Here is a 26495-nt window from a genome sequence, read left to right on the forward strand (position 1 = left end):
CCGGACCGCGGGCGCCATCGTACCGGCGCGGACGCCCCACTCGATTGGCAGGACAAAGCGGACATCGGGGAGGATGTCCTCGTGGACCCCCTCCTGCACGAGCCGCACCATGACGGCTCCCCCCTGTACCTGAAGCAGGAGACCGCACCGCTGGGCTCCTCCGTGCAGGTCCGGGTGCGCACCCACGCCGACCGGCCGGCCGACGCGATCTGGTTGCGGACGGTCGAGGACGGCGAGCCGTTCTTCAGCCCTTGCGAGGTCGAGCACGTCGACGGCACCAGCATCTGGTGGACCGGGCAGGTGCACGTCCGCAACCCGGTGCAGCGCTACCGGTTCATGGTCGTCGAGGGCGACTCGTTCCGCTGGCTCAACCAGGCCGGCGTCCACGACCGCGACGTCACCGACGCGCACGACTTCCGGATCACGTCGTACGACGCCGCGCCGGCGTGGGGCCGCGACGCGGCCGTCTACCAGATCTTCCCGGACCGCTTCGCCCGCTCGGCGGCCGCCGACGCCCGGCCGATCCCCGACTGGGCGGTCCCCGCGCAGTGGTCGGACGACCCGGTGCACGAAGGACCGATCACGCCGCTGCAGTTCTACGGCGGCGACCTCGACGGCATCGTCGAGCACCTCGACCACGTGGTCGCCCTCGGCTTCGACACGATCTACCTGACGCCGGTCTTCCCGGCAGAGTCCAACCACCGCTACAACGCCAGCACCTTCGACGAGGTCGACCCGCTGCTCGGCGGCGACGAGGCCTACCGCCGGCTGGTCGACGCGGCGCACGCCCGCGGCCTGCGCGTGTTCGGCGACCTCACCAGCAACCACACCGGCGACACCCACGAGTGGTTCCGGATCGCGCAGGCCGACCCGACGAGCCGCGAGCGCTCGTTCTACTACTTCGCCCCCGACGGCAGCCACGAGGGCTGGAAGGGGCACGGCACCCTGCCGAAGCTCGACCACCTCGACGAGGAGGTCGGCCGGCGCTTCCGCGACGTGGTCCGGCGCTGGCTCGAGTTCGGCCTCGACGGCTGGCGGATCGACGTCGCCAACATGACCGGCAGGCGCGCCGACGTCGACGTCGCCCACCGGGTGGCGCGGGAGATCCGCGAGGCCGCGACCGAGGTCCGGCCGGACGCCCTGGTGCTGGCCGAGCACGGTCACGACGCCACCGGCGACCTGGACGGCGACGGCTGGCACGGGACGATGAACTACTACGGCTTCTCGTTCCCGATCTGGGAGTGGTTGCGCGACCCGTGGCGGCCGGTGCCGAGCTTCGGTCTGCCGGTGGGCGTGCCACGGCGCGACGGGACCGCGGTGGTCCGGTCGATGCGTGAGTTCGCGGCGAGCTTCGGCTGGCGCGCGCTGGGCACCAGCTGGAACATCCTCGGTTCGCACGACTCCCCGCGGATCCGCACCACCACCGGGTCGGCCGACCTGCACCACCTGGCCGTCGTCCTGCAGTTCACGCTGCCCGGCGTGCCGATGGTGTTCGCCGGCGACGAGCTCGGCCTGGAGGGCACCGACGGCGAGGACTCGCGCCGGACGATGCCGTGGCAGGACCAGGAGACCTGGGACCCGGCGACGCCGGAGGTGTACGCCGCCCTGGCGGCGCTGCGTCGCCGGCACGTGGCGCTGCGCCGCGGCAGCCTGCGCTGGGTCCACGTCGGGACCGACGACATCGCCTACCTGCGCGAGCACCCGCTGGAGACGCTGCTCGTCCGGGTGACCCGCGACGGCACCCCGGAGGCCGAGCTCCCCGGCGTGCGTCTGGTCGAGAAGCTCTACACCGTCGGGCTCAGCGGCCGGTCGCCGCGCGCGACCGTGTGGCGGGTGCGGCTCTGAGGCGTGCGGATCAGGCGTGCCGGCTGTCGCCGGACTGCCAGGCGTCCTCGTCCGCCGTGCGCGAGGTGACCGTCTTGGGCAGCTTGCCGTCGGCGAGCTGACGGACCGAGACGTTCTCGAAGACGTCGCGCAGCGAGCTGCGCCCGGCGATCCAGACGTGCTGGAGGACCGCCGCGGACTCGTTGTACTCGACGGACTCGGGACGCATCCCGTAGACGGAGACCAGCGGGCCGTCGACGGCCCGGATCACGTCGGCCACCGACACGTCGGAGGCGTCCCGGTTGAGCCGCCAGCCGCCCGACTGGCCGCGCTGGGCGATGACGACGCCGGAGCGGCGGAGGTCGGCGAGGATCGCCTGCAGGAAGCCGTGCGGGATGTCCTGGAGGCGGCCGAGCTCCTCGGCCGAGACCGGCGCTCCGTCCGTACGCCGGGCGATCTCGATGAGCGCCCGGAGGGCGTAGTCGGACTTGGCGGTGACGCGCATGGACCAAGTCTCTCAGATCAGTCGGGTTGGATGGCTTTCACTCGCCGAGATCGAGCGCGATGTACGGCTCGACCACGATCTCGCCCCGGGTCGTGACCCGGACCGGCTGGATCCCGGCCGGCCGCCCGGCGGCGTACGTGACCAGGGTGAACTCGGCATCGCGCCGCAGCTTGCTCCCGATCGCGAGCGCGTACGCCGCCCCGCCGGTGGTCCCGTTCGTGTAGCTGTAGCCGACCTTCTGGTTGCTGCCGATCACCCGGTCCGGCCCGACCTGGACGTGCAGGTGCCCGGCGACGACCAGGTCCACGCAGCCCTTCGCCACCGCGTCCCTGGCCAGGTTGGCGTCGTGGACGACGAGCGTCGCGACCCGGTGGCCCTGCTGGTCGAGGTCGCAGACCTCGCCGGTCAGCTGGTCGCGGACGTCGTCGAAGGACGCGCCGCGGATGTCCCGGTAGGCGCCCAGCCCGCTCGAGCGCGGGTCGTCGACACCGAAGAACCGGGCGCCGGCGAACGGCGTCGCGACCTCGTGGTCGAGGTGGGTCCAGCCGTGCCGGGAGAGGTAGCCGCTGACGAACTTGCCGTGGTCGTGGTTGCCGGAGACGGCGATGTGCGCGTCGTACCCGCTGAAGGTGTCGTTCAGCGAGTCGAGGCTGAAGGTCTCCCAGGTCTCGCCGGTCGAGGTGTCGTCGCCGGCATCGATCACCGCGGTCGCCCCGCCCAGGTCGGCCACCGCCCGCACCACCGGGTCCATGCCGACGTTGTCGTGCCGGTCGCTGACCAGCACCGCCACGGACTGGCCGTCCTCGGGCGCGTGCAGCTTCTCGGCGACCGACGGGGCCTTGGCGACCAGGGACTCGTAGAACGTCTTGCTGTGGTCGTAGCTGTCGAACGCGCTCGCGATCAGCTTGCGGGTGCCGTCGGTGATCAGGCCGCCCTGCACCTCGACGTCGCGGAGCTCGCTGGGCACCGTCAGCTCCGGCACCGCGGCCGGGAGCGCGATCCAGCTCGTCGTCTGCACCCGCGGCGGGTCCGGCCGCCACGGCTGCACCACGGCCAGGACCGCGAGTCCGCCCGCCGTCGCGACGACGGCCCCGGTCCGCAGGGACGGCCGGAGCAGCTCGGCACGGCGGCGCTCGCCGAGCAGCAGCCAGAGCCCGATCGGGATCGCGGCCAGCACGGCCGCCCGCAGACCTGCGTCGATCGCCATCCCCTTGAGCTCGTCGGTGACCGCGCGGACCTCGGCGTCAGGGCGGTTCGCGATCAGCGCGTACCGCTGGATGAGCTCGTCGGTGTCGGCGGCGCGTGTCTTGCCGACGTCGACGCGGACGCCGAGCCGGCTCCCGGACGGCATCCGCAGGTCGGGCAGGTAGGGGCCGGTGGAGAGCCGCACGTAGCGGTCGAGCGTCGGGCGCACGACGGCGTCGTGGCTGGCGATCACCATCGACGTCTGCGAGTGCAGGAAGAGCACGATCCACAGCGGGACGGCGAGAAGCAGCCAGACCGCGACCAGACCGAGGCGGCGCATCAGGTCCTTAGGCGCTCTGCCCGGCGCGCTTCCGGGCGATGGCGTACAGGGCGACCGAGGCGGCGACCCCGGCGTTGAGCGACTCCAGCGACGAGCTCATCGGGATCGAGACGAGCTGGTCGCAGGTCTCCGCGACCAGCCGCGACAGGCCCTCGCCCTCGGAGCCGACCACGACGACCAGCGGCCCGTCGGCCAGGTCGAGGTCGGGCAGCGACACCTCGCCGTCGGCGGCCAGGCCGACCACCATGCAGCCGGCCTCCTGGTACGCCTTGAGCTGGCGGGTCAGGTTGACCGCCTGCGCGACGGGCAGCCGCGCGGCGGCACCGGCGGAGGTCTTCCACGCCGAGGCGGTCATGCCCGCCGAGCGCCGTTCCGGGACGACGACGCCGTGGGCGCCGAAGCCGGCCGCCGAACGCACCACTGCACCGAGGTTGCGCGGGTCGGTGACCGAGTCGAGAGCCACGATCAGCGCGGGCTCGCCGAGCTCCGCGGCGCGGTTGAGGAAGTCGTCGGGGTGCGCGTACTCGTACGCCGGCACCCGGGCGGCCAGTCCCTGGTGGACGGCGCCCGCGGTCATCCGGTCGAGCTCGACGCGCGGGACCTCCATCAGCGAGACGCCCTGCTCCGAGGCGAGACCGAACGCCTCGCGGAGCCGGCCGTCGCGCTCTGCCCCCTCGGCGACGTACACCGCGGTGATCGGCATGTGCGCGCGCAGCGCCTCGACGACGGAGTTGCGACCGGCGATCCACTCGGAGTCGCCGCCGCGGGCGACCTTCTTCCGCGGCCGCGCGGTGGTCGCCTTCTCCGCGCGCTTCTTGACCTTGTACTGCTTGTGGTACTCGCGCTCGGACGCCTTCGGGGTCGGGCCCTTGCCCTCCAGGCCGCGGCGTACCCGGCCTCCGGAGCCGGCGGTGGGGTTGCCCTTGCCGGTCTTCTTGATCGCACCCTTGCGCTGCGAATTGCCTGCCATCAGCCGATGCTCCACTTCGCACCCGACGGGGTGTCCTCGATCGTGATCCCTGCGGTCTTGATCCGGTCGCGGATGGCGTCCGCGGCAGCGAAGTCCTTCGCCGCCCGGGCTGCCTCCCGCTGGTCCAGCAGCGCCCGGACGAGCACGTCGACGGCGTTGGTCAGGCCCTCGCTCGCGGTCCCGCCCTGCGCGGCCCAGTGCGGGTCCGCCGGGTCCAGGCCGAGCACGCCGAGCATGGCGCGGACCGCGCCGCCGGCCCGGCCGGCCTCGGCACTGGCGCCCTCGCCGAGCAGCCGGTTGCCCTCGCGGACGGTGTCGAAGACGACTGCCACGGCGGCCGGCGTCCCGAGGTCGTCGTCCAGGGCCGCGGTGAACGCGTCCGGGAGGTCCTGGGCGACCTCGTGCTCGGCGACCCGCTCCAGGAAGCTCTCCACCCGGCGGAACGCGGACGCCGCCTCGTCGAGCGCCTCGAAGGAGAACTCGACGTGCGAGCGGTAGTGCGCGGCGACCATGTAGTAGCGCAGCTCGATGCCGCGGACCCGCTGCAGCACCGACGGCACCGAGAGCGTGTTGCCGAGCGACTTGCTCATCTTCTCGCCCGACGTGGTGATCCAGGCGTTGTGCAGCCAGTACGACGCGAACGCGCCGCCGGCCGCGCGGGACTGGGCCTGCTCGTTCTCGTGGTGCGGGAAGCGGAGGTCGACGCCGCCGCCGTGGATGTCGAAGGCCTCGCCGAGGTACTTGCCGGCCATCGCCGAGCACTCGATGTGCCAGCCGGGCCGGCCGCGGCCCCACGGCGAGGGCCAGGACGCGGTCCGGGGCTCGGAGTCGGCCTTCCAGCCCTTCCAGAGGGCGAAGTCGCGCGGGTCGCGCTTGCCGCGCGGGTCGGCGTCCTGCGCGGCCTCCATGTCGTCGATCGCCTGGTGGGTCAGCTCGCCGTAGGCGGGCCACGAGCGGACGTCGAAGTAGACGTCGCCGGAACCGTCCGCGGCGGGGTAGGCGTGCCCGCGCTCGACGAGGAGCTCGATCAGCTCGACCATCTCGGGGACGTGGCCGGTGGCCAGCGGCTCGAACGTCGGCGGCAGCACGTGCAGCGCGTCGTAGGCCCGGTCGAGCTCGCGTTTCATGTCGTAGGCCAGGTTGTACCAGGGGCGGCCCTGGGCGGCGGACTTCAGCAGGATCTTGTCGTCGATGTCGGTGATGTTGCGGATGAACGTCACCTCGTAGCCGCGGGCGACCAGCCAGCGGCGCAGCACGTCGAAGTTCACGGCCGAGCGGACGTGGCCAACGTGCGGCTCGGACTGCACGGTCAGACCGCACACGTAGACGCCGGCCCTGCCCTCGACGAGGGGGACGAAGTCACGGACCTCGCCGCTGGCGGTGTCATGGAGCCTGAGAGTCACCGGAGGAGTCTATCGGCGCGGAGGGGGTGTGAAAATTGCGTACTCGTGGGACGAGTGGGGTTACCGTTCCGGTGTGCGCCTCCCCGACCTCCACCTCGATCTCCGGCCCCGGATCGCCGCGCTCCTGGCCCAGCCGCGCGTCGCGGTGTCGCTGGTCGCGCTGGTGCTCGTGGTGGTACCGCTCGGCATCCTCACCCACGGCCTCGACGATCCCGGACGACGCGACGGCCTCCGGTTGGTGGCCGGCGCCCCCGGGGTGCACACCTACCGCGTGCTCACCACCGACGCGGACTTCGGCGGCGGGGTCGTCGCCGGCAGCCGGGCCGGCGGCGGCAGCGTCGTCACCCGCACCGGCACCCTGCCGCGGCGCACCTGGGGCGGCCGCTCCTTCGAGTACGGCGCTTGGCGCTCGGCCTGGGTCGCCCCCGGCCAGACCTTCGCCCAGCTCGTCCCGTCCTGGAACGTCCTCACCCCGGCGGGAGCCTGGGTCCAGGTGCTCGTCCAGGTGCGCGACAGCACCGGCCGGGTCAGCTCGTTCAAGGACCTCGGCCGCTGGTCGACCCGCGACGGCGTCGTCCGCCGGTCCAGCGCCGAGACGCAGGCCGACGCCGTGGCCGACGTCGCGACGGACACGCTGCGGGCCCGGCCGGGGGTGACGCTGACGTCGTACCGGTTCATGGTGCGGCTGATGCGGCTGCCCGGGCGCACCGGCCCGACGCTGCGTGCGATCGGTGCGGTCGTCTCCCGGATGCCGGTCGGCACCCCGGCCACCTCCTCGCCGCTCTCCACCACGCCGGTCACGCTGGCGGTGCCGTCGTACTCGCAGATGACGCACCGCGGCCAGGACCCGCGGTACGGCGGCGGCGGCGAGGCCTGGTGCTCGCCGACCTCGGTGGCGATGCTGCTCGGCTACTACCACCGGCTGCCGACCCCCGCCGAGTACGCCTGGGCGCCGTACCGGCAGGCGTGGGTGAACCACGTCGCCCGGCAGACCTACGACGTCGGCTACCGGGGCACCGGCAACTGGCCGTTCAACACCGCGCTCGCGGCCACCCGCGTCGGCGACGCGTTCGTGACCCGGCTGCCCGACCTGCGCGCCGCCGAACGGCTCGTCCGCGCCGGGATCCCGATCGCCGTGTCCGTGCGCTTCTCCCGCGGCCAGCTGACCGGCGCCCCGATCTCCTCCACCGCCGGGCACCTGCTCGTCCTGGTCGGCTTCACCAGCAGCGGCCGTCCGGTCGTCAACGACCCGGCGGCCAGCACCGACGCGGGCGTCCGCCGCAGCTACGACCGGGCGCAGTTCGAGCGCGCCTGGATCGGCGGCTCCGCCGGCATGGCGTACGTCGTCCGCGACGCCGCCCACCCGCTGCCGGCACGGGCCGGCCTGCGTTCCTGGTAGTCCTAGCCGTCCTGGGCGGGGTCGGCCGAGGACATCGTTCCGCGCCAGAGACCGAGGGCCACCAGCCCGAGAAGGGCCGGCCCGGCGAGGGTGACGATCCGGTAGACGAACAGGGCGGCCAGGATCTCGGCCTCGTAGCCCTGCCCCGCGTGCTCGGTGAAGATCGCGACCAGGACGGCGTCGAGGAGGCCGAGCCCGGCCAGCGGCATGATCGTCATCGGGAACCAGAGCAGGAACGACCCGATCACCAGCCAGGCCGGCAGCGCCGAGGCCGGGACGCCGACGCAGCGCAGCGCGACGAGCAGGATCGCGGCGTCGATCAGCGTCATCACGAACAGCAGTCCGAGCGAGCGCGGGAACGCGTGCTTGAAGCGTCCCGTGATGTGCGAGCGGAACTCGAGGATCTTCGCGACCCAGGCCTCCGGGTCCACCGAGGAGCGGAGCCGGTGCGCGAGCCGTCCGGCGCGCAGCCCGATCCGCTCGGCGGCGACCGGGTCGCGTACGGCGAGCCGGAGCATCACCAGCAGGGACAGCCCGACCGCCAGCGCCACGACGGCGATCGGCGTGCCCCCGAGCTGGCCGTCGGCGACGATCAGGATCGCCAGACCGACCACCGGGACGAAGAGCCGGTTGATGTAGAAGACGAGGACGTTCATCGTCGAGCCGGCCAGGCCGAGCGCCGCCCCGATCCCCCAGGTGGCGAGGAGCTTGAGCCGCAGCACCATGTCGCTCGGCGGCGGCGCGACCAGGGACACCAGCGTGGCGGCCTGGTCGCAGACCGTCGCGCGGAAGACCGACAGCCCGGGGATGAACAGCGCCAGCGGCGATGCGTTCAGGGCCTGGCGCGCGACGAGCATGAGGAGCAGCACGCCGAGCTGCCACGGCTCGACGTGCCCGATCGCCTCCCAGGCGCCGGCCCAGTCGACCTTCTCGACCAGGCCGATGATCGCGTAGCCGACGAACGCCAGCACGACCGCGACCACGATCCGGCGGATCCAGGTCCGCCGCGAGGACGGCTCAGACGCCGTAGCCACCGTCGACGTCCAGCTTCTGGCCGCTGATGAACCCGGCCCGGTCCGAGGCCAGGAAGCAGACCGCCTCGGCGACGTCGACCGCCTGGCCGAAGCGCCGCAGCGGGATGTTGCCGCGGGTGACCTCGAGTGCACGCTCGTCCAGCTCGCCGGAGGAGATCAGCCGGTCGGCCATCCCGTCGGTGAGCATGCCGGGACCGACGCAGTTCACCCGGACGCCGAACCGGCCCTCCTCGGCCGCGAGCGCACGCGCGATCGCCTCGACGGCCGCCTTCGGCGCCGAGGAGAGGCCGTCGCGGACGGGGTACCGGGTGGTGGCCGCGGTGGTCACCGCGACGATCGAGCCGTCGGTCTCGCGCAGCGCCGGCAGGCTGGCGTGCGCGATCCGGAAGAACGCCGAGGCGTCCGCTTCCAGCTGGGTACCGAGCTCGTCGGGGCCGACCTTGCTGAGGTGCCGCATCGGGACGTGCGGACCGGCCGCGTAGACGAGGGTGTGCAGGCCGCCGTACCGGGTGACGACCTGTTCGACGAGCGCGGTGCAGGCCGCGGAGTCGCCGGTGTCGAGGGCGACCGCCTCGCCGCGGACGCCGCACGCGGTCGCCTCGGAGACCGCCAGCTCGGCCTTCGCCGCCGAGGACCGGTACGTCGCCACGACCGCACTGCCGCGCTCGCCGAGCAGCCGGACGATCGCGCGGCCGATCCCGCCGCTGCCGCCGACCACGAGGGCGGCGCCGCGGTGTCCGCTGAAGTCGCTGTCCATGGTCGAAGACTAGGGCGTGTTCAGCCGGCGTCGAACTCCACCGTGTGCCAGCCGGTGGCGCCGTCGGGCACCACGTCGGTGGGCACCGAGGTCTGGGTCTCACCGCTCTTGTCGGTGGCGCGGACGACCAGGGTGTGACCGCCCTCGGCGAGGTCGACCTCGCCGGTCCACTGCACCCAGGTGTCGACGTTCGGTACGGCGCCCAGCTGGGCCTCCTGCCAGGGCCCGCCGTCGAGCTGGAACTCGACCTTCTCGATGCCGGTGTGCTGCGCCCAGGCGCTGCCGCCGACCTTCCGGGTCCCGGTGCCGATCGTGCTCCCGGCGCGCGGGACGTCGATCCGCGACTGGGTCTTGACCGGCCCCTTCTCGGACCAGCCCCGCTTGGTCCAGTAGGCGTCGATCCGGTCGAAGCGGGTGACCTCCAGGTCGACGACCCACTTGGTCGCCGAGACGTAGCCGTAGAGGCCGGGAACGACCGTCCGGACCGGGAAGCCGTGCTCGATCGGCAGCGGCTTCCCGTTCATCGCCAGCGCCAGCATCGCGTTGCGGCCGTCGGTGAGCGCGGCCAGCGGGGTGCCGCAGTTCCAGCCGTCGTGCGAGGTCTGGAGCACCGCGTCGGCCCCCGCCTGGACGCCGGCCTCGGCGAGCACGTCGCGGAGCAGGACGCCGGACCACCAGGCGTTGCCGATCAGGTCGCCGCCGACCTCGTTGGAGACGCAGCAGAGCGTCACCCAGTCCTCGGTGAGCCGGCGGCCGACCAGGTCGGCGTAGGTGAGGGTGAGCTCGTTGTCGACCATGCCGTGGACCCGCAGCTCCCAGTCCCGGGGGGAGATCGACGGCTCCACCAGGGCGGTGTGGATGAGGTAGAAGTCCTCGTTCGGCGTCCGCCACGGGCTGATCCCGGAGAGCAGCTCGGCGCCGATCGGCGCATGCCCGGCGGTGACCGGGAGGCGGAGCAGCTTGCGCGCCTGCTCGACGTTGCGGCGGCTCTGGCTGCTGATCCGGCCGAGGACGGCGGCCGCGAAGGCGACCCCCGCCACCCCGGCGGAGCGGAGCAGGAAGGCACGGCGCGAGGCCTGCGCGGCGGTGTCGTCGGCCTTCTCCTCGGCGATCCCGGCGGCGAGCACCGGGCCGGTGAGGAAGCGGTTGACCACCAGCCAGGTGATCACGCCGACGACCACGGCGAGGCCGGAGCCGAGGGTCGAGTCGTCCAGCCGGTTGACCGCGAGCAGCCCGACCCCTCCGAGGAGCAGGTAGGCCAGGTCGACCAGGAGCGGCCGGCGGCGTACCTGGGTGCCGAGCAGCGCGAACAGCGCGAGCAGCAGGGTGACGGTGCCGGCGATGAGCAGCGGCTTGTCCCGGTGGCCGACGAGGTGGATCAGCTGGATCGCGAGCCGGCCCGGCGTCAGGTCGCGCACCGCGCTGGCCACGGCGACCACCGGCGGGTTGTCGACCTGGAGCGCCCAGATCGTCGCCTGGCTGGTGACGAGCCCCGCGAGGCCGGTGACGACGCCCGCGATCGCCAGGTCGCGTGTCGTCCGGTTCACGGGTCCATCGTGACGCATCGGACCGGCTCACCCGGTGACGAACCCCTTACGGCTGCCATGATCGTGCCCATGGACCTGCGGATCGGCATCGGCACCGACGTTCACCGGCTCGCCCCCGGCCGGGCGATGCGGATCGCCGGGCTGGACTGGCCCGGGGAGGAGGTCGGCCCGGAGGGGCACTCCGACGGCGACGTCGTGCTGCACGCGATCTGCGACGCGCTGCTCTCCGCTTCCGGGCTCGGCGACCTCGGCTCGAACTTCGGCAGCGCCGAGCCGCAGTGGGCCGGCGCCGCCAGCGACGACCTCCTCGCCGAGACGCTCCGCCGGGTCCGGGCCGCGGGCTGGGAGGTCGGCAACGTGGCGGTGCAGCTGATCGGGAACCGGCCGCGCGTCGGAGCGCGCCGGGCCGAGGCGGAGGAGCGGATCCGGTCGGTCCACGGGATCGACGTCTCGTTCTCCGCGACCACGACCGACGGGCTCGGCCTGACCGGCCGCGGCGAGGGCCTCGCCGCGGTGGCGAACGCCCTGGTGACCCGGAAATGACCGGAAATGACCCGGAAATGACCCGGGCATGACCCCCGAAGTACCTGAGACACGGTGTGTCAGATACTTCACATTCGCGCCGCGGAGCGCCCCGACCGTGCACACTCGGATCCCATGAGGACCTTCGACGGCCTGCGGCTCGACGTCCGGACCTACGGGCCCGAGGACGCCGCGCTCACCGTGCTGCTGGCGCACTGCTGGACGCTCAACCAGTCCGACTGGCACTACCAGGTCCGCGACCTGCAGCGGGAGTTCGGCCACCGGATCCGGATCGTCACCTGGGACCACCGCGGCCACGGCGACTCCGACCCGGCGACCAAGGCGGACTGCACGATCCCGAACCTGGCCCGCGACATGGGCGACGTGATCGACACCTACGCGCCGCAGGGAAAGCTCGTCCTGGCCGGGCACTCGATCGGCGGCATGACGATGATGGGCCTGGCCGAGCAGCGGCCCGAGCTCTTCTCCCGCGTCGTCGGCGCCGCCTTCGTCGCGACCTCCTCCGGACGCCTCGACACGGTCACCCTCGGCGTGCCCGAGATGGGCACGTTCATGAAGGCGCAGATCCCGCGGGTGCTGGCGTTCCGCTCGCGCACGCTGAGCCGCAAGGCCCGTCGCCGCGCGCCGGTCATCGAGCGCCAGATCGTCCGGCGGTTCCTCTTCGGCAGGCCGATGCGGCTCGCCGACGCGGCCCTGACGGTCGAGGGGATCATCGGCTCGCCCGCCGCCACGATGGTCGGGTTCTACGAGAACTGCATGACCCACGAGCGGACCGAGGCCCTCAAGGTGTACGACGGCATCCCGACCCACGTCCTGGTCGGCACCCGCGACGTGCTCACCCCGCCGCACCACGCCCGCCGGATCGCCGAGAACATCGAGGGCGCTGTCCTGAACGTCGCCCCGGACGCCGGGCACATGCTCCCGCTGGAGCGCGACGAGCTGGTCTCCGGCACCCTGATCCGGCTCGTCCGCCCGCACCTGTGACCGGCCTGCGCGCGGCGGTCGTCGTCCTCGGCGCGGGTGCCGGGCGCCGGGTCGGCGCGGGCACCAACAAGGTGCTGCTCGCACTCGACGGCGAACCGCTGCTGGTGCACTCGGTGCGCACCGCCCTCGAGGTCGACGGGGTGCACCGCATCGTCGTGGTGGTCCGGCCCGAGGACCGCGCCGAGGTGACGGACGCGCTGACCCCGCACCTGGGCACCCACGACGTCTGGCTGGTCGACGGCGGCGCCGAGCGCCACGATTCCGAGGACCGCGCGCTGCAGGCGCTGCGCGCCGACATCGAGGCGGGAGAGGTCGACGTCGTCGCCATCCACGACGGAGCCCGCCCGCTCGCCCCCGCGGACCTCTTCACCGCCGTGCTCACGGCCGCCGAGCGGACCGGGGGCGCGGTGCCGGCGGTCGCGGTCCCGCCGCTCAGCACCAGCAGCGGTGCCCGCCAGCCGGGCGACCTGGTCGCGGTGCAGACGCCGCAGGCCTTCCGGGCCGCACCGCTGCTCGCCGCGTACGACGCCGCCCGCGCGGACGGGTTCACCGGGACCGACACGGCGGCCTGCCTGGAGCGGTACTCCTCCCTCGACGTCGTCGCGGTCGAGGGCAGCGTGGTCAACCTCAAGGTGACCTACCCGGAGGATCTCCCCCTGGCGGAGGAGATCCTCAGGCGGACGCGCGGCTGAGCGCCTCCAGGACGACCAGCTCCTCCACGCGGGTGATCCGGCCGGCGAGCGCCGGCGCCTCCAGCCACTCGAGCTCGTGGTCGGCAGCCAGGCGCCCGACCAGGTCGGCGAAGTCGGTGCTGCCGAGGTCGTCCAGACCGGCCACCACGTCGGCCGGCAGGACCACCGGCGAGACCACCAGCCGGAGCGTGTCCCGGTCCACTCCTGCGCCGAGGTGGTCGCCCTCGCGCACCTTCACGGTGTCGGTCACCGGCCGGTAGCCGACGACCACCCTGCCCGTCTCCCGGCAGCGGGCGGCCGCGTCGGCCAGGAAGTCGGCGGGCGTCAGCGGGCAGAGCGGGTCGTGCAGCAGCAGGTCCTGCCCGGACCGGCGGACCTCGTCGAACGTGACCGTGGCGTCGTACAGGCGGGCGCCGGACTCGCCGACCGCCCAGGAGGCGGCGGCCACCAGCGACTCCCCGTGCACGAGCGCGAACGGGAGCGACCCGCGCCCGTCCAGCGGCACCCAGCCGAGCGGGCCGTCCTCGTCCTCCATCACGTCCTCAGCAAAGCAGAACGCCCCCGGTCGCAAGGACCGGGGGCGTTGATGCGGCTGAGGAGGTCAGCTGGCCAGTACTTCGTCGAGGATGGCCTCAGCCTTGTCCTCGTTGGTGTGCTCGGCCAGCGCCAGCTCGGAGACGAGGATCTGGCGCGCCTTGGCCAGCATCCGCTTCTCACCGGCGGAGAGGCCGCGGTCACGCTCACGGCGCCACAGGTCGCGGACGACCTCGGCCACCTTCATCACGTCACCGGAGTGGAGCTTCTCCAGGTTGGCCTTGTAGCGACGGGACCAGTTCGTCGGCTCGTCGGGCACGATCGCCCGCAGCACCTCGAAGACCCGGTCCAGACCCTCGCGATCGACCACGTCCCGCACCCCGACCAGGTCGAGGTTGCAGGCGGGCACGCGGACCACGAGGTCCTGCTGAGCCACGATCCTGAGAACGAGGTACTGCTTCTCCTCGCCCTTGATGGTGCGCATCTCGATGTCCTCGATGACGGCAGCCCCGTGATTTGGATAAACAACCGTTTCGCCCACGGTGAAAGTCATGTGCAAGAAACCCCTTTCAAGGTGACTAGTCTAACACGCTCCCGGGCGCGTCGATTTCGCGTTTGCGCAGGTCAGACGGCTAATGAAGGCTTGACAACGGCCCTTCCTGTGTGCGTCGCCCCGCGCTCCTCCGGGCCGATGACGACGCACCGTCGACGCCGAACACGCCTCCTCGTACGCCGGAAATGGTTAGGTTTCGCCCATGAGCGATGCGGTTCCGGCCCGACGGGCCCGCCAGCGGGTGGGAGACCTGCTCCGCGCCAGCCACCCCCGGCAGGCGGTGTTCTTCGCCGCTGCCGTGGGGATCCTGGCAGCCGTGGACGGCCGGCCCGGGCGGGAGGCGCTGTCCGCCGCCGCGGCCGTCCTGGTCGTGCAGCTCGCGCTCGGTCTCGACAACGATCTCGCCGACGCCGAGCACGACTACCGCGCGCAGACGCCCGGCAAGCCGATCGCGGGAGGCCTGGTCGAGCCGTCGAGCGCGAGCTACTGGATGGCGGTGCTGATCCTGCTCGCCATCCCGCTGTCGGTGCAGAACGGCGCGGTCGCCGGTGCCGCCCTGCTGGCGACGCTGCCGATCGGCTGGCTGCACAACCACCTGCTGCACCGCGGGCCGTGGTCCTTCGTCGGGTGGACGCTGTCGTTCGGGCTGGTCCCCGCGTTCCTCGCCTACGGCGGCTGGGCGGGCGGGATGCACGGCAGTGCGCCCACCTGGGCGGTGACCGTGGCGGCCGCCGCGCTCGGCTTCTGCGTGCACCTGGTCACGACCCTGGGCGACCTCGTCACCGACAACAAGTCCGGCGCCCGCAACCTGCCGCTGCGGATCGCCCTGCGGATCGGCGCACCCCGGCTCCTGCTCGTCACGGTGGCGCTCACCGCGCTGTCCCTGGCCGGGCTCGTGCTGGCGGTGCTGAGCGTCGGACTGCGTCAGTGACCCCCGGAGCGAGACGGTAGGCTCGGGCGCGTCCGGAACCCCCGGACCACCCTGTTCTTGCAGCCTCACCGAGAGGACCCGAGGTCTCGTGAAGTCCCCGTCCCGGCGCCGTGCCGCCCTCGCCGCCCTTCTGCTGGCTCCCACGCTGGCGGCCTGTGGTTTCAACGTCCAGACCGATCAGGTCTACCAGCCGGCCGAAGGCGTCAACAACCGCGCAGGCCAGGTCGACATCCTCAACGCCACCGTGGTCAGCGGGACCGACGGCTCCGGCACCTTCGCCGGCACCCTGGTCAACAACAGCCAGAAGGACGCCGACCAGCTCACCGAGGTCTCCGGCGAGGGCCTCGACGTGACGCTCCCCGAGCCCATCGACATCCCGGCCGGCGGTCTGGTCAACCTGGCCGACGAGGGCACCGTCTCCGTCGAGGGCGAGTCGGTCGTCCCGGGCGGCTACGTGATGATGACCTTCGTCTTCGCCAACGGTCAGTCCACCACCGTGCAGGTCCCGGTCGTCGTCCACGGCGGCGACTACGCCGACGTGCCGCTGCCGCAGGGCAAGAAGCCCGCCGCGACCGAGTGATGGCGACCCTCGTCCTGCTCCGCCACGGCGAGAGCGAGTGGAACGCGAAGAACCTCTTCACCGGCTGGGTCGACGTGGCCCTGACCGAGAAGGGCCGCGGCGAGGCCGTGCGCGGCGGCGAGCTGCTCGTCGAGTCCGGCATCCTCCCCGACGTGCTGCACACCTCGCTGCAGCGGCGCGCCATCACCACGGCCGCGCTGGCGCTCGACGCCGCCGACCGGCACTGGATCCCGGTCCGACGCTCCTGGCGGCTCAACGAGCGCCACTACGGAGCTCTCCAGGGCAAGGACAAGAAGCAGACCCTCGAGGAGTACGGCGAGGAGCAGTTCATGCTCTGGCGCCGTTCCTTCGACGTCCCGCCGCCGCCGATCGCCGACGACGACCCCTACTCCCAGGTCGGCGACCCCCGGTACGCCGACCTCGGCGACGAGATGCCCCGCACCGAGTGCCTCAAGGACGTCATCGCGCGCCTGCTCCCCTACTGGGAGTCGGCGGTCGTTCCCGACCTGAAGGCGGGCAGCACGGTCCTGATCGCAGCGCACGGCAACAGCCTGCGCGCGATCGTGAAGCACCTCGACCAGATCTCCGACGAGGACATCGCCGGTCTGAACATCCCCACCGGGATGCCGCTGGTCTACGAGCTCGACGAGGACCTGCGCCCGACGGTGCCCGGCGGCCGCTACCTCGACCCGGAGGCCGCGGCCGAGGCGGCAGCCGCCGTGGCCAACCAGGGCCGCTGACCGGTCGTCGAGCGGCCTGCTCAGTCGATGTAAGTCGGCTGCTCACCCGTGACCAGGAAGACGACCCGGCGGGCGATCGAGACGGTGTGGTCCGCGATCCGCTCGTAGTAGCGGCCCAGCAGGGCGATGTCGACGGCCGGCTCGACGCCGTGCTTCCACTCCGAGCCCAGCAGCTCGCGGAACGACGAGCGGCGCAGCCGGTCCATCTCCTCGTCGACCTGCTCCAGCTCCTCGGCGGCGGCGACGTCGGAGTCGGCGATCACGTGCGCCACCTTGGCGATCATCACCTCGGCCACCGCGGCCATCCGGGCGATCGTCGGGACCAGCTCGTCGGGCACGGCGACGTCCGGCACCCGCAACCGTGCGATCTTGGCGATGTGCACCGCCAGGTCACCCATCCGCTCGAACTCGCTGACCATCCGCAGCGAGGCGACCAGCATCCGCAGGTCACCGGCCACCGGGTTCTGCAGCGAGAGGAGCTCGAAGCTGTGGTCCTCGATCTGCACCCGCAGCGCGTCGACCGCCGCGTCGTCGGAGATCACCTTCTCGGCCACCGCGGCGTCGCCGTCGAGGAGGGCGGAGGTCGCGTGGGTCACCGCGGTCCCGACGAGACGGGTCATGGTGAGCAGGTCTTCCCGAATCGAGTCGAGCTGGTCGGCGTAGGCATCGCGCATGGGATCGAGGTTAGTTCTCCTCGGTGAACGGACGGCGACGAATCGTGAACGGGGAGCGAACAGTCCTTGAAGGCCACTTCTGGTGGCCGAACAACAAGTGAAACCCTGCGTACGATCTTCGCGTGAGCCCGACGACGCAAGCGCTGCTCTTCGCCCTGCTCGGGGCGGTCCTCGGCGGCGGCGTCGTCCTCGCCTGGAGGATCAGCGAGAACCAGACCCGCCCCGCGACGACCTCCCCGCCGACGGTCTCCTCGGGAGTCGCGACGGTGCTGTCCGTGCTCCGCAGCAGCGCACTCATCGTCGGCGGCAGCGACGAGGTCCTCAAGGCATCGGCCCCCGCCATCGCGATGGGCCTGGTCCGCGACCACCGCATCGCCGTACGGGAGCTGGAGGAGCTCGTCCAGCAGGTACGCCGCGACGGCCAGATCCGCGAGACCGAGATCGTGATGCAGCGCGCGCCCGGCATCCCGCCGCGGCACGTGACCGCCCGGGTCGCCCCGCTCAGCTCCCAGCAGGTGCTCGCGCTGGTCGAGGACCGCACCCGTGAACGCCGGGTCGAGTCGATCCGCCGTGACTTCGTCGCCAACGTCAGCCACGAGCTGAAGACCCCGGTCGGGGCCATCCGGCTGCTCTCCGACGCCGTCATCGACGCCGCGGACGACCCGGAGGCGGTGCAGCGGTTCGCCGCCCGGATGCACACCGAGAGCGAGCGGCTCGCACGCCTGGTGCAGCAGATCATCGAGCTCTCCCGCCTCCAGGGCGACGACCCGCTCGACGAGCCGGTCGCGGTCCCCGTCGACGACATCATCAGCCGGGTCATCGACGAGAACACGACCGACGCCGACGCCAAGGGCATCTCGCTGGTCCAGAACGGCGAGCGCGGCCTGACCCTGCTCGGCAACCGCGAGCAGGTCGCGGTCGCGGTCGGCAACCTGGTCGCCAACGCGGTGGCCTACTCCCCCGACGGCTCCTCGGTCGTCGTCTCGGCCAAGCCGGGCGACACCACCGTCGACCTGTCGGTCACCGACCAGGGCATCGGCATCCCTGCGAGCGAGATCGACCGCATCTTCGAACGCTTCTACCGGGTCGACCCTGCCCGGCACCGCTCCACCGGCGGCACCGGCCTGGGCCTCTCGATCGTCAAGCACGTCGCCGCCTCCCACGGTGGCGACGTACGGGTCTGGTCGGTCGAGGGCCAGGGTTCGACGTTCACGCTCACCCTGCCGAGGAAGGCATCCCACATGGAGACCGCATCATGACCCGCGTCCTGGTCGTCGAGGACGAGGAGAGCTACAGCGACGCGCTGTCGTACATGCTCCGCAAGGAGGGCTTCGAGGTGGCCATCGCGGCCACCGGGACCGACGCCCTCCTGGAGTTCGACCGCGCGGGTGCGGACATCGTGCTGCTCGACCTGATGCTGCCCGGGATGCCCGGCACGGAGGTGTGCCGCCAGATCCGGCAGACCTCGAACGTGCCGGTGATCATGGTCAGCGCCAAGGACGACGAGGTGGACAAGGTCGTCGGTCTCGAGCTCGGCGCCGACGACTACGTCACCAAGCCGTACAGCCCGCGCGAGCTGGTCGCCCGGATCCGCGCGGTGCTGCGTCGCGGCACCGAGCCCGACCTCGCGCCGCTGACCCTGGAGGCGGGGCCGGTCCGGATGGATGTCGAGCGGCACGTCGTCACGATCGACGGCGAGGACGTGCGGCTGCCGCTCAAGGAGTTCGAGCTCCTGGAGATGTTCCTGCGCAACCCGGGCCGGGTGCTCACCCGCGGCCAGCTGATCGACCGGGTCTGGGGCTCCGACTACGTCGGCGACACCAAGACCCTCGACGTGCACGTCAAGCGGCTGCGCGCGAAGATCGAGCCGAGCCCGGCCGACCCGAAGTTCCTCACCACCGTGCGCGGCCTCGGGTACAAGCTCGACCTGTGACCGTCCCCCGACCTGCTGGCCCTTGCCCGCCGGGCACACTGGTCGGGTGACGATCGACGAGGTGCTGGGCGACCGCCGCTGGCTGGTCCTCACCGGGGCCGGGGTGAGCACGGACTCCGGCATCCCCGACTACCGGGGACCGGGTGCCCCCGCGCGGACGCCGATGACCGGCCAGCAGTTCCGCTCCGGGCCGGCAGCCCGGCAGCGCTACTGGGCGCGCGCCTACCTCGGCTGGACGGCGATGGGCACGGCCCGGCCGAACACCACCCACCGGGTCCTGGCCGAGCTCGAGCGGGCCGGCGCGACCAGCGGGCTGATCACGCAGAACGTCGACGGCCTGCACGGTGCCGCCGGCAGCACCGACGTCGTCGACCTGCACGGCCGGGTGGACCGGGTGATCTGCCTGGACTGCGCGGAGACCAGCGACCGCGCCGACCTCCAGGTCCGGCTCGCGGCGCTCAACCCCGGCTTCGGCGCCGAGGACCTGCGCGTGCTGCCCGACGGCGACGTCGACCTCGAGTCGACCGCGGGGTTCGTGCTCGCGCCGTGCGAGGGCTGCGGCGGCGCCCTGAAGCCGGACGTCGTCTTCTTCGGCGAGAACGTGCCACCGGAGCGGGTCGCCCGCTGCCACGCCCTGGTCGACGACGCCGAGGCGCTGGTCGTGCTCGGGTCGTCGCTGCACGTGTTCAGCGGGCGGCGGTTCGTGAAACGCGCGCACGACCGCGGCGTCCCGATCGTGATCGTCAACCGCGGCGAGACCCGTGGCGACCCGTGGGCGACCCTGAAGCTCGACTCCGGCTGCGCCCAGACCCTGGCGGCGTACGCCGAGAGCCGGGGCCTGACCCGCGCCCTCAGTCCGCTGCCGGACCAGGCGTCGGCGTAGCCTCCTCGAGGTCGACCGGCGTCGTCGCCCGGGCGCGGGGCTTCCGGCGGGTCAGCAGCACGCCGCCGATGCAGAGCAGGCCGCCCGCGAAGACCATCGGCGGCGGCACCTCGTCGAGGAGGAACCAGGCCAGCACGGCGGTGATCCCAGGCACCAGGAACGTGGTGATCGCCTGCTTGCCGGCGTCGGTCCAGCGCAGCGCGTAGGCCCACGTGCTGAAGGCGATCGCGGTCGGGAACACGCCGAGGTAGGCGATCAGGAGCAGCGTCTGGGTGCTCCCGGTGGAGACGACGTCGCCGAGGTCGCCGACCCACGGCAGGCAGACCACGGCACCGATCCAGCACGCGTAGCAGGTGACCTCGAGCCCGGAGAGCCGGCGCAGCAGCACCTTCTGGCAGACCACGCCGACGGCGTACGTCGCGGCGGCGAGGAGCGCCAGCAGCACGCCGGTCAGGTCCGACCCCCCGTCGCCGCGCATCGCGCTGCCGATCAGCACGACCCCGCCGAAGGCCACCACCATGCCGGCCGCGAACCACCCGGTGAGGCGCTCCCCGAGGAACGCGGCGGCGAGCAGCGCGATCAGGATCGGTCCGACCTGGACGAGCATCGCCGCGGTGGCGGCGTCGATCTTCTGCTCGGCGGCGTTGAGCGCGAGGTTGTAGATCCCGAACCAGGCGACGCCGCAGCCGAGCAGGAGCAGCACCTCACGCCGGGTGAACCTGCTGCGCGGCGCCCGGGCGAGAAGCACGGAGAGCACGACCGCGGCGATGAGCAGGCGCCCCAACGAGAGCGCGCCCGGGCTGACCTCGTGGCCGAGGTGCCGGATGGCCACGAACGCCGACGCCCAGAGGAGCAGGGTCACGCCGATGGCGGTCGCGGGCAGCCAGGGCGCCGGGGCGGCGGCTGCGGCCGGGGCCGGCGGGGCGGTGCTCGGGGTCGTCGTCACCGGACGAATCTAGGTGAGCGCGCGTCTTCGCGGCACGCGGATTTCGGCCAACGAAGCGCGATATCCGGACGTTCTCACGCGTCCGCTCCGCCGGACCCGCGGACGACGTACGCGGTGACGCCGGCGAGGCCGGTCGCCGCCACGGCCGGCCAGCACCAGCCGGGCAGCGATCCGAGCACGGCACCGAGCGGGTGCAGGGCCCGCACCCGGACCCCGAACAGGACCGCCGCCGTGTTGGCCGCCGTCCCGACGAGGAGAGCACCCTTCGCGGAGACCGCGGCGGCTGACGTGGTCAGCACCGCCAGCGTCCCGGTGGCCCACCAGATCGCGGGGTCACCGGTCGAGAGGGCGATCGGCACCGCCGCCGCGGTGCCGGCACCGACGAGCACGACGGCCCAGACCGCCCGCGCCCGCCGGAGCCGGTCCGGTCGGCAGGGCGGCGGGAGCGGGCCGAGCCGGTTCGGCAGGGCCGTCGCCACCACGAGTGCGACCGTCCCCGGCGTCATCGCCCAGAGCATCAGGATCTCGCCGGGACCCCACGGTTGCATCAGTACGTGACCGAAGACCCCGAAGAGGGCAGCCGCCAGCACCAGCGCGAGGGCCGCCGGGCGGCCGCGGTGCGCGACCACCCAGGCGGAGACCAGCAGCCTCACGTGCCGCTCTGCCAGGGCAGGACGATCGCGTCGAGCTCGCAGGCTCGGAGCTGGGCGAAGGTACGGAGGATCCACCGGGCCTGGTCGGCGGCCGAGGCGGTGCGGAGCCAGACATCGGTCTCGGCGCGGAAACCCGGCACGTCGTGCCCCTGCTGCCGCAGGACCCAGGTGGCGATCGCGTTGCTGGCGTCGTACGCCTGGGGTGGGGCGCCCCCGGCCCACGCGCGGCACGGTGCCGCGAACCTCGTCAGCTCCTGGGCCGCCCAGAGGTCGGGGAACGAGGTCCGGTTCGCCTGCGGGCCGAGCGAGAACTGGCCGTCGTTCTTGCGTGCCGGCGCTCCGGGCGTCTCGGACACATAGGTGTCGGCGAGCGCGACGCCGATCTTGTCGAGCGGGACTGCCGCCCGGGCCAAGGCCTTGCTCGCCGGTTCGAGGGCACGCCGGTTGGACGGCGGGACACAGACCCGGGGGCGGGTCGCGGCGCACACGCTCGCGCGTTCGTCGGAGTACACGAAGCCGTAGGTGCCGCGCTGCTCGAGGACCACGTACCCGCCGAGGAGCAGCGCCCCGGCCACGACGACCGCCCCGGCGACGTACCGGCGCCGCCAGAGCCGTCGCGCGGCGACGGTGGCGAGCAGGACCACCGCGACGCCGACCAGGACCGCGGCCTTCGCGGCGAGGACGAGCGGGTCCCAGGTCAGCCCGGCCAGCGTCCCGCTGGTGAGGCCGATCCGCAGCACGTCGGGCCCCAGCCCGCCGAGGGAGAAGGCTCCCAGCGCGAAGACGACGACCGGGACCAGCACGACCACCACCCGGTGCGGCAGCAGGTGTCCGACCGCAGCGCCGATCGCGGCGTAGCAGGCGAGCAGGCACGGGACGGCCAGCGCGACCCAGCCGGTGAACGGACCGCCGTGCGTGACCGTCGCGGTGGCGACCAGCATCGCGACCAGACCGATCGCCCAGCCCAGCAGACCGACGACGACGGCACCGCCGGCGACCCGGGCGGGCACCAGCCAGCCGCGGACCGTCGAGTCGTTGAGGTCGCGCCGCTCGCGCTCGCGCATCGCGCCCCAGGCCGCGACCCCGGCCAGGAACGGGCCGGTGAGGATCACCGCGCCGACCGCGTAGTCCAGTGTCCAGTTCCACTCGCCGCGCCATTCCGCCCCGTGGCTCAGCGCCGCGATCGCTTCGAGCAGGAGGACCAGCGGGAGCATCACGAGCGCGCGCGGCCGCCCGATCACCGCGGGTCCCCGTTCCGGAGCGCCAGGAACGCCGCCTCGTACGGCGAGATCGCGGAGTCGGCCGTCACCGAGCGCTCGCCGATCGCGGCGAGCTCCGCGGGCGGCCCGTCGAACGCCAGCCCGCCCCCGTCCAGCATCAGCACCCGGGTGGCCACCGGAACGACGTCATCCATCACGTGCGTGCTGACCAGGACCGCGTGCCGCTGCCCGATCCGGGCGACCAGCTGCCGGATCCGGATCCGCTGCTCCGGGTCCAGCCCGCTCAGCGGTTCGTCGAGCAGCAGCAGGTCGGGATCACCCAGCAGCGCCTGGGCGAGGTTGACCCGCTGCACCATCCCGCCCGACAGCGCCGCGAACCGGTCGCGGCGACGGTCGACCAGCTCCACCTCGGCGAGCACCCGGGTGACCTCGTCCGGCCAGGACGACCGCCGCAGGCCGCGCATCCACGCCATCAGGGGTGAGGTACTCCTCGACCCGCATGCTGCGCGGAGGCACGAACGACTGCGGCGCCAGCGCCACCCGCCGGCGCATCGCCAGCAGGTCGGTCGCGTCCGGCGCGCCGGCGAGCGAGGCGAGCTCGACCCGGCCGGCGGTCGGCCTCAGCACCGTGGCGAGCGCGTGCATCAGCGTCGTCTTGCCGGCCCCGTTCACCCCGACCAGGCCGGTCACGCCGGTCGTCAGCGCGAAGTCGAGGTCGGCGTACACGACGCGGTCGCCGTAGCGGTGGGTCAGGCCGTGGCCGGTGGCCACGGTGCGCGGCTCGGCGGTCACCCGGGTGCCCGCGCTCATCAGTAGCTGAAGCTTCGGACGACGGTGGCCGAGCAGGGGTCGGGCGCGAGGTTGTGGTTCTCGCAGATCTTCATCTGCCCGCGCGCCGCGGTCCCGGACGGCTCGAGGTAGGTGGCCGTGTAGTCGCTGACGTAGTACGCCACGGTCGTGTTGGTCGTCGACTTCTTCGCGTCGTAGCAGTACTCGACCGCGCCGTCCGAGCACTCCCGCATGTAGTAGAACGACGTCTCCACGTAGACGCCCTGGCCGCCGGGCTTCGCGTCCATCTGCTGGCTGTAGCTGCGGGCGCTCACCCCGTTGTTGTTCTTGAAGTCGCCGAACGCCGTGCCCTGGGTGACGCCGCTCTCGTAGACGCGCAGCGGGCTGCCCTGGCTGTACCAGGTGACCGCGAGCGCGGGCGGGGCGATCGCGAGGATGCCGAGGGTCAGGGTGACCGCGGCGAGGATCTTCTTCACTGGGAACTCCTGTCGTGAGGCCCGGCGGCGGTCCGTCCGCCACCGATTCGCCTCATGCTGCCCAGAAGTTCCTGATCAGGGCAAAGCAGATCCGGGAGATCTGTGGATTTCTTCCTCGATGTCCCTAGTTCTGTTCCTGCTCGCGCTCGAGCCAGCCCCGGAACGCGTCCAGGTTCGCCGTCGACTCGCCGTGCTCGACCCGCCACGCCCACTCCTTGCGGATCGAGGTGGCGAACCCGAGCTCGAGCAGCACGTTGAAGGACTCGTCGGCGTAGGTGAGCACGGAGCCGAGCAGCCGGTCGACCTCGTCCGGCGTGACCACCGAGAGCGGCAGCCGCGCGTCGAGGAAGATGTCGCCGACGGCGTCCAGCGCGAAGGCCATCCCGAACATCTTCATGTTCCGCTCGAGCATCCAGCGGTAGACGGCCTCGAAGTTCTCGTCCGGCTTGCGGCAGACGAACGCGTGCACGCCGAGCGCGTGCGGACCGACCTCGAGACGCACGGGGGTCTTCAGCTTCCGCTCCCCGGGCAGCACCACGTCGAAGGTGCCCTCGGTCAGCTCCTGCCAGTCCAGGTCGCCGTCCCGCAGGACGGCGCGCAGCACGGCCGCGGCCTCCGCGGACGTCGTCACCGCAGCACCTCGGTGCGCATCAGGCGCCGTGCGCGCTCGTAGACGGCCAGGGAGTCCGCGGCGGTGCGCTCCCAGCTGAACGCCGCCGCCTGCAGCACCGCGCCCACGGAGAGGTCGTGGCGCAGGTCCGGCGACGCGATCACCCGCTCGATCACCCGGGCGTAGTCGGCCGGGTCGTGCCCGGCGACGAGGAAGCCGGAGCGCCCGTCGGCGACCGCGGTGGTCAGGCCGCCGACGGCGGCGGCGACGACCGGCGTCCCGACAGCCTGCGCCTCGACCGCGACCAGCCCGAAGCTCTCGTTGTACGACGGCACGCAGACCAGCGTCGCGGCGGCGTACCAGTCGACGAGCTCGTCGCGCCGCACCGGCGGCACGAACCGGACCACGTCCGCGATGCCGAGCCCGGCGGCCAGGTCGGCCATCGCCGTCGGGTGCTCCAGCCCGGACCCGGACGGACCGCCGACGACGGCGACGATCAGACGGCGCCGCCGGCCGGGGTCGCGGCGGACCAGCTCCGCGGCGGCCCGGAGCAGCACGTCCGGCGCCTTCAGCGGCTGGATCCGGCCGACGAAGAGCAGCAGGTCGGCGTCGGCGGGCAGCCCGAGCCGGACCCGCGCCGCGGCCATCGAGGTCGGCCTGAAGGCGTCCAGGTCGACTCCGGGGTGGACGACCTCGACCCGGGCCGGGTCGGCGTCGTAGCTGTTGACCAGGTCCTTGGCCTCGTCGTCGGTGTTGGCGATGAGCATGTCCGCGGCCGCGACCACCTGCTCCTCGCCGATCACCCGGGCGAGCGGCTCGGGGGTGTCACCCTCGGCGAGCAGGTCGTTCTTGACCTTCGCCATCGTGTGCATCGAGTGCACCAGCGGCACGCCCCAGCGGTCGCGGGCCAGCGCCCCGACCTGGCCGGAGAGCCAGTAGTGGCTGTGCACCGCGTCGTAGTGGCCGAGGTCGAACTGGGCCTCCGTGCGCAGCACCTCGCGGGCGAAGACGCAGAGCTGGCCGGGGAGCTGGTCCTTGGCGAGACCCTCGAACGGGCCGGCGACGATGTGCCGGACGGTCACGCCGGGCGACACCGGCACCGTGGCGGGGAGCCGCGAGGACGTGGCGCGGGTGAAGATGTCGACCTCGATGTCGCGCTCCGCGAGCCGGCGGGCCAGCTCGGTGACGTAGACGTTCATGCCACCCGCGTCGCCGGTGCCGGGCTGGTCGAGGGGTGAGGTGTGCAGGCTGATCATCGCGAGCCGTCGTACCGACGACCCGTCGTCACCCGTCTCGGCGGGCGACGTGCCGTTCTCCGTGTTCACAGGGCACCTCCGCCAGCGACAACCACGGTCGGTTGTCGTCCATTCCCGGACTCAGCGGTGGGTCGGCCGGTAGCCGGACGGTTCCGGCAGGCTGCCGCCGAGCGCGAGCAGGCCGACGACGAGCGCGACACCTCCCGCGGCCAGGTCGCCGGCGGCCTCCGCGTGCCACCCGGCCGCGGCCCGGTCGATCACGTCGAGGACGACCTGCCAGAGCGTCACGGCCAGCAGCGGCAGCCCGATCGAGACGATCAGGCGCAGCCAGAGGGGCGCGGCCGCGACCATGCCGTAGCCGACCAGCACCAGGGCCGCCACCGCGGCGGCGTACCCGCCGGTCGCGATCCACCGGTGCCACTCCTGCTGCTCGCCGGAGAGGAAGGGCAGCCCGCCGCCGACGACGAGCAGGACCCCGGCGAGGACCCCGAGGACTGCCGCTCCGAGACGCGTGCGCATGACAGGATGATGCCC

General features: G+C 72.8%; 29 protein-coding genes and 1 pseudogene. 11 read left to right on the forward strand and 19 right to left on the reverse strand.

Features of this window, described 5'->3' with window-relative positions; translation table 11 throughout:
* Positions 1 to 81: 81 nt before the first annotated feature.
* Positions 82 to 1845, forward strand: coding sequence for a glycoside hydrolase family 13 protein (locus AB4Y76_RS03650; RefSeq protein ID WP_441922226.1), 1764 nt, complete (start codon positions 82 to 84; stop codon positions 1843 to 1845).
* A gap of 10 nt (positions 1846 to 1855) precedes the next feature.
* On the opposite strand, the gene AB4Y76_RS03655 is transcribed toward AB4Y76_RS03650, so the two are convergent.
* Genes AB4Y76_RS03655 through cysS form a run of 4 tightly spaced genes read right to left on the reverse strand, consistent with a single transcriptional unit; the run spans position 1856 to position 6227 of the window.
* Positions 1856 to 2329, reverse strand: coding sequence for an RrF2 family transcriptional regulator (locus AB4Y76_RS03655; RefSeq protein WP_441922228.1), 474 nt, complete (start codon positions 2327 to 2329; stop codon positions 1856 to 1858).
* 37 nt (positions 2330 to 2366) lie between these two features.
* Positions 2367 to 3854 (reverse strand): metallophosphoesterase, encoded by a 1488-nt coding sequence (locus AB4Y76_RS03660; RefSeq protein WP_441922230.1) that lies wholly within the window; start codon positions 3852 to 3854, stop codon positions 2367 to 2369.
* A 7-nt stretch (positions 3855 to 3861) separates the two neighbouring features.
* Positions 3862 to 4824, reverse strand: coding sequence for a 23S rRNA (guanosine(2251)-2'-O)-methyltransferase RlmB (gene rlmB / locus AB4Y76_RS03665; protein WP_441922231.1), 963 nt, complete (start codon positions 4822 to 4824; stop codon positions 3862 to 3864).
* Positions 4824 to 6227 carry a cysteine--tRNA ligase gene (cysS, locus tag AB4Y76_RS03670; protein ID WP_441922232.1) on the reverse strand — a complete coding sequence of 468 codons (1404 nt, stop codon included), beginning with the start codon at positions 6225 to 6227 and terminating at the stop codon, positions 4824 to 4826. The genes rlmB and cysS overlap by 1 nt, the downstream gene beginning before the upstream one ends.
* 73 nt (positions 6228 to 6300) lie before the next feature.
* Here cysS and AB4Y76_RS03675 point away from each other — a divergent pair, with 73 nt between their 5' ends.
* The gene (locus AB4Y76_RS03675; RefSeq protein ID WP_441922234.1) at positions 6301 to 7626 is read left to right on the forward strand and encodes a peptidase C39 family protein; all 1326 of its coding nucleotides are present in this window, start codon (positions 6301 to 6303) and stop codon (positions 7624 to 7626) included.
* A 2-nt stretch (positions 7627 to 7628) separates the two neighbouring features.
* Here AB4Y76_RS03675 and AB4Y76_RS03680 read toward each other — a convergent pair whose 3' ends face one another.
* The 3 genes from AB4Y76_RS03680 to AB4Y76_RS03690 are packed head-to-tail and all read right to left on the reverse strand — an operon-like array spanning position 7629 to position 10964.
* Positions 7629 to 8660: a lysylphosphatidylglycerol synthase domain-containing protein gene (locus AB4Y76_RS03680; RefSeq protein WP_441922236.1), complete on the reverse strand. Its 1032-nt coding sequence runs from the start codon at positions 8658 to 8660 to the stop codon at positions 7629 to 7631.
* Positions 8644 to 9417: an SDR family NAD(P)-dependent oxidoreductase gene (locus AB4Y76_RS03685; protein ID WP_441922238.1), complete on the reverse strand. Its 774-nt coding sequence runs from the start codon at positions 9415 to 9417 to the stop codon at positions 8644 to 8646. Before AB4Y76_RS03685 ends, AB4Y76_RS03680 begins: the two co-directional genes overlap by 17 nt.
* A gap of 20 nt (positions 9418 to 9437) precedes the next feature.
* Entirely contained in the window at positions 9438 to 10964 is a 1527-nt protein-coding gene (locus AB4Y76_RS03690) for a molybdopterin-dependent oxidoreductase (RefSeq protein ID WP_441922240.1), read from the reverse strand.
* Positions 10965 to 11033: 69 nt separating this feature from the next.
* Here AB4Y76_RS03690 and ispF point away from each other — a divergent pair, with 69 nt between their 5' ends.
* From ispF to AB4Y76_RS03705, 3 genes are all read left to right on the forward strand, one after another.
* Positions 11034 to 11507 (forward strand): 2-C-methyl-D-erythritol 2,4-cyclodiphosphate synthase, encoded by a 474-nt coding sequence (gene ispF, locus AB4Y76_RS03695; RefSeq protein ID WP_441922242.1) that lies wholly within the window; start codon positions 11034 to 11036, stop codon positions 11505 to 11507.
* A 114-nt stretch (positions 11508 to 11621) separates the two neighbouring features.
* Positions 11622 to 12491: an alpha/beta fold hydrolase gene (locus AB4Y76_RS03700; RefSeq protein ID WP_441922244.1), complete on the forward strand. Its 870-nt coding sequence runs from the start codon at positions 11622 to 11624 to the stop codon at positions 12489 to 12491.
* On the forward strand, positions 12488 to 13183 hold the full coding sequence (locus AB4Y76_RS03705) for an IspD/TarI family cytidylyltransferase (RefSeq protein ID WP_441922246.1): 696 nt from the start codon (positions 12488 to 12490) through the stop codon (positions 13181 to 13183). The genes AB4Y76_RS03700 and AB4Y76_RS03705 overlap by 4 nt, the downstream gene beginning before the upstream one ends.
* Here AB4Y76_RS03705 and AB4Y76_RS03710 read toward each other — a convergent pair.
* Both AB4Y76_RS03710 and AB4Y76_RS03715 read right to left on the reverse strand, forming a co-directional pair.
* Positions 13164 to 13718 (reverse strand): 2-C-methyl-D-erythritol 4-phosphate cytidylyltransferase, encoded by a 555-nt coding sequence (locus AB4Y76_RS03710; RefSeq protein ID WP_441922428.1) that lies wholly within the window; start codon positions 13716 to 13718, stop codon positions 13164 to 13166. The two genes, AB4Y76_RS03705 and AB4Y76_RS03710, sit on opposite strands and share 20 nt — an antisense overlap.
* A gap of 66 nt (positions 13719 to 13784) precedes the next feature.
* A complete protein-coding gene (locus AB4Y76_RS03715; protein ID WP_441922248.1) occupies positions 13785 to 14270 on the reverse strand; it encodes a CarD family transcriptional regulator in 486 nt (161 codons plus the stop codon).
* A 202-nt stretch (positions 14271 to 14472) separates the two neighbouring features.
* On the opposite strand from AB4Y76_RS03715, the gene AB4Y76_RS03720 reads away from it, so the two are divergent.
* The 3 genes from AB4Y76_RS03720 (at position 14473) to AB4Y76_RS03730 (ending at position 16521) form a co-directional block, all read left to right on the forward strand.
* Entirely contained in the window at positions 14473 to 15201 is a 729-nt protein-coding gene (locus tag AB4Y76_RS03720; RefSeq protein ID WP_441922250.1) for a UbiA family prenyltransferase, read from the forward strand.
* A gap of 88 nt (positions 15202 to 15289) precedes the next feature.
* Positions 15290 to 15781 carry a hypothetical protein gene (locus tag AB4Y76_RS03725; protein ID WP_441922252.1) on the forward strand — a complete coding sequence of 164 codons (492 nt, stop codon included), beginning with the start codon at positions 15290 to 15292 and terminating at the stop codon, positions 15779 to 15781.
* Positions 15778 to 16521, forward strand: a complete 744-nt coding sequence (locus AB4Y76_RS03730) for a phosphoglyceromutase (protein WP_441922254.1) — start codon at positions 15778 to 15780, stop codon at positions 16519 to 16521. Before AB4Y76_RS03725 ends, AB4Y76_RS03730 begins: the two co-directional genes overlap by 4 nt.
* A 20-nt stretch (positions 16522 to 16541) precedes the next feature.
* Here the strand turns inward: AB4Y76_RS03730 and phoU are convergent, their stop codons facing one another.
* Positions 16542 to 17195: a phosphate signaling complex protein PhoU gene (gene phoU, locus AB4Y76_RS03735; protein ID WP_441922256.1), complete on the reverse strand. Its 654-nt coding sequence runs from the start codon at positions 17193 to 17195 to the stop codon at positions 16542 to 16544.
* Between the two features lie 122 nt (positions 17196 to 17317).
* On the opposite strand from phoU, the gene AB4Y76_RS03740 reads away from it, so the two are divergent.
* From AB4Y76_RS03740 to AB4Y76_RS03750, 3 genes are read left to right on the forward strand one after another with little or no spacing between them, the layout of a single operon-like run.
* The gene (locus AB4Y76_RS03740; protein WP_441922258.1) at positions 17318 to 18454 is read left to right on the forward strand and encodes a sensor histidine kinase; all 1137 of its coding nucleotides are present in this window, start codon (positions 17318 to 17320) and stop codon (positions 18452 to 18454) included.
* Positions 18451 to 19128 carry a response regulator gene (locus AB4Y76_RS03745; protein WP_441922260.1) on the forward strand — a complete coding sequence of 226 codons (678 nt, stop codon included), beginning with the start codon at positions 18451 to 18453 and terminating at the stop codon, positions 19126 to 19128. The genes AB4Y76_RS03740 and AB4Y76_RS03745 overlap by 4 nt, the downstream gene beginning before the upstream one ends.
* A 46-nt stretch (positions 19129 to 19174) precedes the next feature.
* Positions 19175 to 20011, forward strand: coding sequence for an NAD-dependent protein deacetylase (locus AB4Y76_RS03750; protein WP_441922262.1), 837 nt, complete (start codon positions 19175 to 19177; stop codon positions 20009 to 20011).
* Here AB4Y76_RS03750 and AB4Y76_RS03755 read toward each other — a convergent pair.
* The 9 genes and pseudogenes from AB4Y76_RS03755 to AB4Y76_RS03795 all read right to left on the reverse strand — a co-directional run bounded on the left by AB4Y76_RS03755 (position 19980) and on the right by AB4Y76_RS03795 (position 26480).
* Positions 19980 to 20957 (reverse strand): DMT family transporter, encoded by a 978-nt coding sequence (locus AB4Y76_RS03755; RefSeq protein WP_441922264.1) that lies wholly within the window; start codon positions 20955 to 20957, stop codon positions 19980 to 19982. The genes AB4Y76_RS03750 and AB4Y76_RS03755 overlap by 32 nt on opposite strands.
* 74 nt (positions 20958 to 21031) lie before the next feature.
* Complete coding sequence (locus tag AB4Y76_RS03760; protein ID WP_441922266.1) at positions 21032 to 21610, reverse strand: hypothetical protein; 579 nt, start codon at positions 21608 to 21610, stop codon at positions 21032 to 21034.
* A complete protein-coding gene (locus AB4Y76_RS03765) occupies positions 21607 to 22851 on the reverse strand; it encodes a hypothetical protein (RefSeq protein ID WP_441922268.1) in 1245 nt (414 codons plus the stop codon). Before AB4Y76_RS03765 ends, AB4Y76_RS03760 begins: the two co-directional genes overlap by 4 nt.
* Positions 22848 to 23303, reverse strand: a complete 456-nt coding sequence (locus tag AB4Y76_RS03770) for an ATP-binding cassette domain-containing protein (protein WP_441922270.1) — start codon at positions 23301 to 23303, stop codon at positions 22848 to 22850. The genes AB4Y76_RS03765 and AB4Y76_RS03770 overlap by 4 nt, the downstream gene beginning before the upstream one ends.
* 70 nt (positions 23304 to 23373) lie before the next feature.
* Positions 23374 to 23640 (reverse strand): annotated as a pseudogene (locus AB4Y76_RS03775) (ATP-binding cassette domain-containing protein); the annotation flags it as partial.
* Complete coding sequence (locus AB4Y76_RS03780; protein ID WP_441922272.1) at positions 23640 to 24095, reverse strand: hypothetical protein; 456 nt, start codon at positions 24093 to 24095, stop codon at positions 23640 to 23642. The pseudogene AB4Y76_RS03775 and the gene AB4Y76_RS03780, both read right to left, overlap by 1 nt.
* 124 nt (positions 24096 to 24219) lie before the next feature.
* Positions 24220 to 24726 (reverse strand): YbjN domain-containing protein, encoded by a 507-nt coding sequence (locus AB4Y76_RS03785; RefSeq protein WP_441922274.1) that lies wholly within the window; start codon positions 24724 to 24726, stop codon positions 24220 to 24222.
* A complete protein-coding gene (mshA, locus tag AB4Y76_RS03790; RefSeq protein ID WP_441922276.1) occupies positions 24723 to 26030 on the reverse strand; it encodes a D-inositol-3-phosphate glycosyltransferase in 1308 nt (435 codons plus the stop codon). Before mshA ends, AB4Y76_RS03785 begins: the two co-directional genes overlap by 4 nt.
* Before the next feature lie 51 nt (positions 26031 to 26081).
* Positions 26082 to 26480: a hypothetical protein gene (locus AB4Y76_RS03795; RefSeq protein WP_441922278.1), complete on the reverse strand. Its 399-nt coding sequence runs from the start codon at positions 26478 to 26480 to the stop codon at positions 26082 to 26084.
* Between the last annotated feature and the right edge of the window lie 15 nt (positions 26481 to 26495).

This window comes from Marmoricola sp. RAF53, assembly GCF_052114005.1.
Lineage (GTDB): Bacteria > Actinomycetota > Actinomycetes > Propionibacteriales > Nocardioidaceae > Marmoricola.

Coding starts and splice junctions, on each gene's coding strand:
- AB4Y76_RS03655 (WP_441922228.1), bottom strand. CDS start 2,329: ATGCGCGTCACCGCCAAGTCCGACTACGCCCTCCGGGCGCTCATCGAG.
- AB4Y76_RS03660 (WP_441922230.1), bottom strand. CDS start 3,854: ATGCGCCGCCTCGGTCTGGTCGCGGTCTGGCTGCTTCTCGCCGTCCCG.
- rlmB (WP_441922231.1), bottom strand. CDS start 4,824: ATGGCAGGCAATTCGCAGCGCAAGGGTGCGATCAAGAAGACCGGCAAG.
- AB4Y76_RS03685 (WP_441922238.1), bottom strand. CDS start 9,417: ATGGACAGCGACTTCAGCGGACACCGCGGCGCCGCCCTCGTGGTCGGC.
- ispF (WP_441922242.1), top strand. CDS start 11,034: ATGGACCTGCGGATCGGCATCGGCACCGACGTTCACCGGCTCGCCCCC.
- AB4Y76_RS03700 (WP_441922244.1), top strand. CDS start 11,622: ATGAGGACCTTCGACGGCCTGCGGCTCGACGTCCGGACCTACGGGCCC.
- AB4Y76_RS03710 (WP_441922428.1), bottom strand. CDS start 13,718: ATGGAGGACGAGGACGGCCCGCTCGGCTGGGTGCCGCTGGACGGGCGC.
- AB4Y76_RS03715 (WP_441922248.1), bottom strand. CDS start 14,270: ATGACTTTCACCGTGGGCGAAACGGTTGTTTATCCAAATCACGGGGCT.
- AB4Y76_RS03720 (WP_441922250.1), top strand. CDS start 14,473: ATGAGCGATGCGGTTCCGGCCCGACGGGCCCGCCAGCGGGTGGGAGAC.
- phoU (WP_441922256.1), bottom strand. CDS start 17,195: ATGCGCGATGCCTACGCCGACCAGCTCGACTCGATTCGGGAAGACCTG.
- AB4Y76_RS03745 (WP_441922260.1), top strand. CDS start 18,451: ATGACCCGCGTCCTGGTCGTCGAGGACGAGGAGAGCTACAGCGACGCG.
- AB4Y76_RS03770 (WP_441922270.1), bottom strand. CDS start 23,303: ATGGCGTGGATGCGCGGCCTGCGGCGGTCGTCCTGGCCGGACGAGGTC.
- AB4Y76_RS03795 (WP_441922278.1), bottom strand. CDS start 26,480: ATGCGCACGCGTCTCGGAGCGGCAGTCCTCGGGGTCCTCGCCGGGGTC.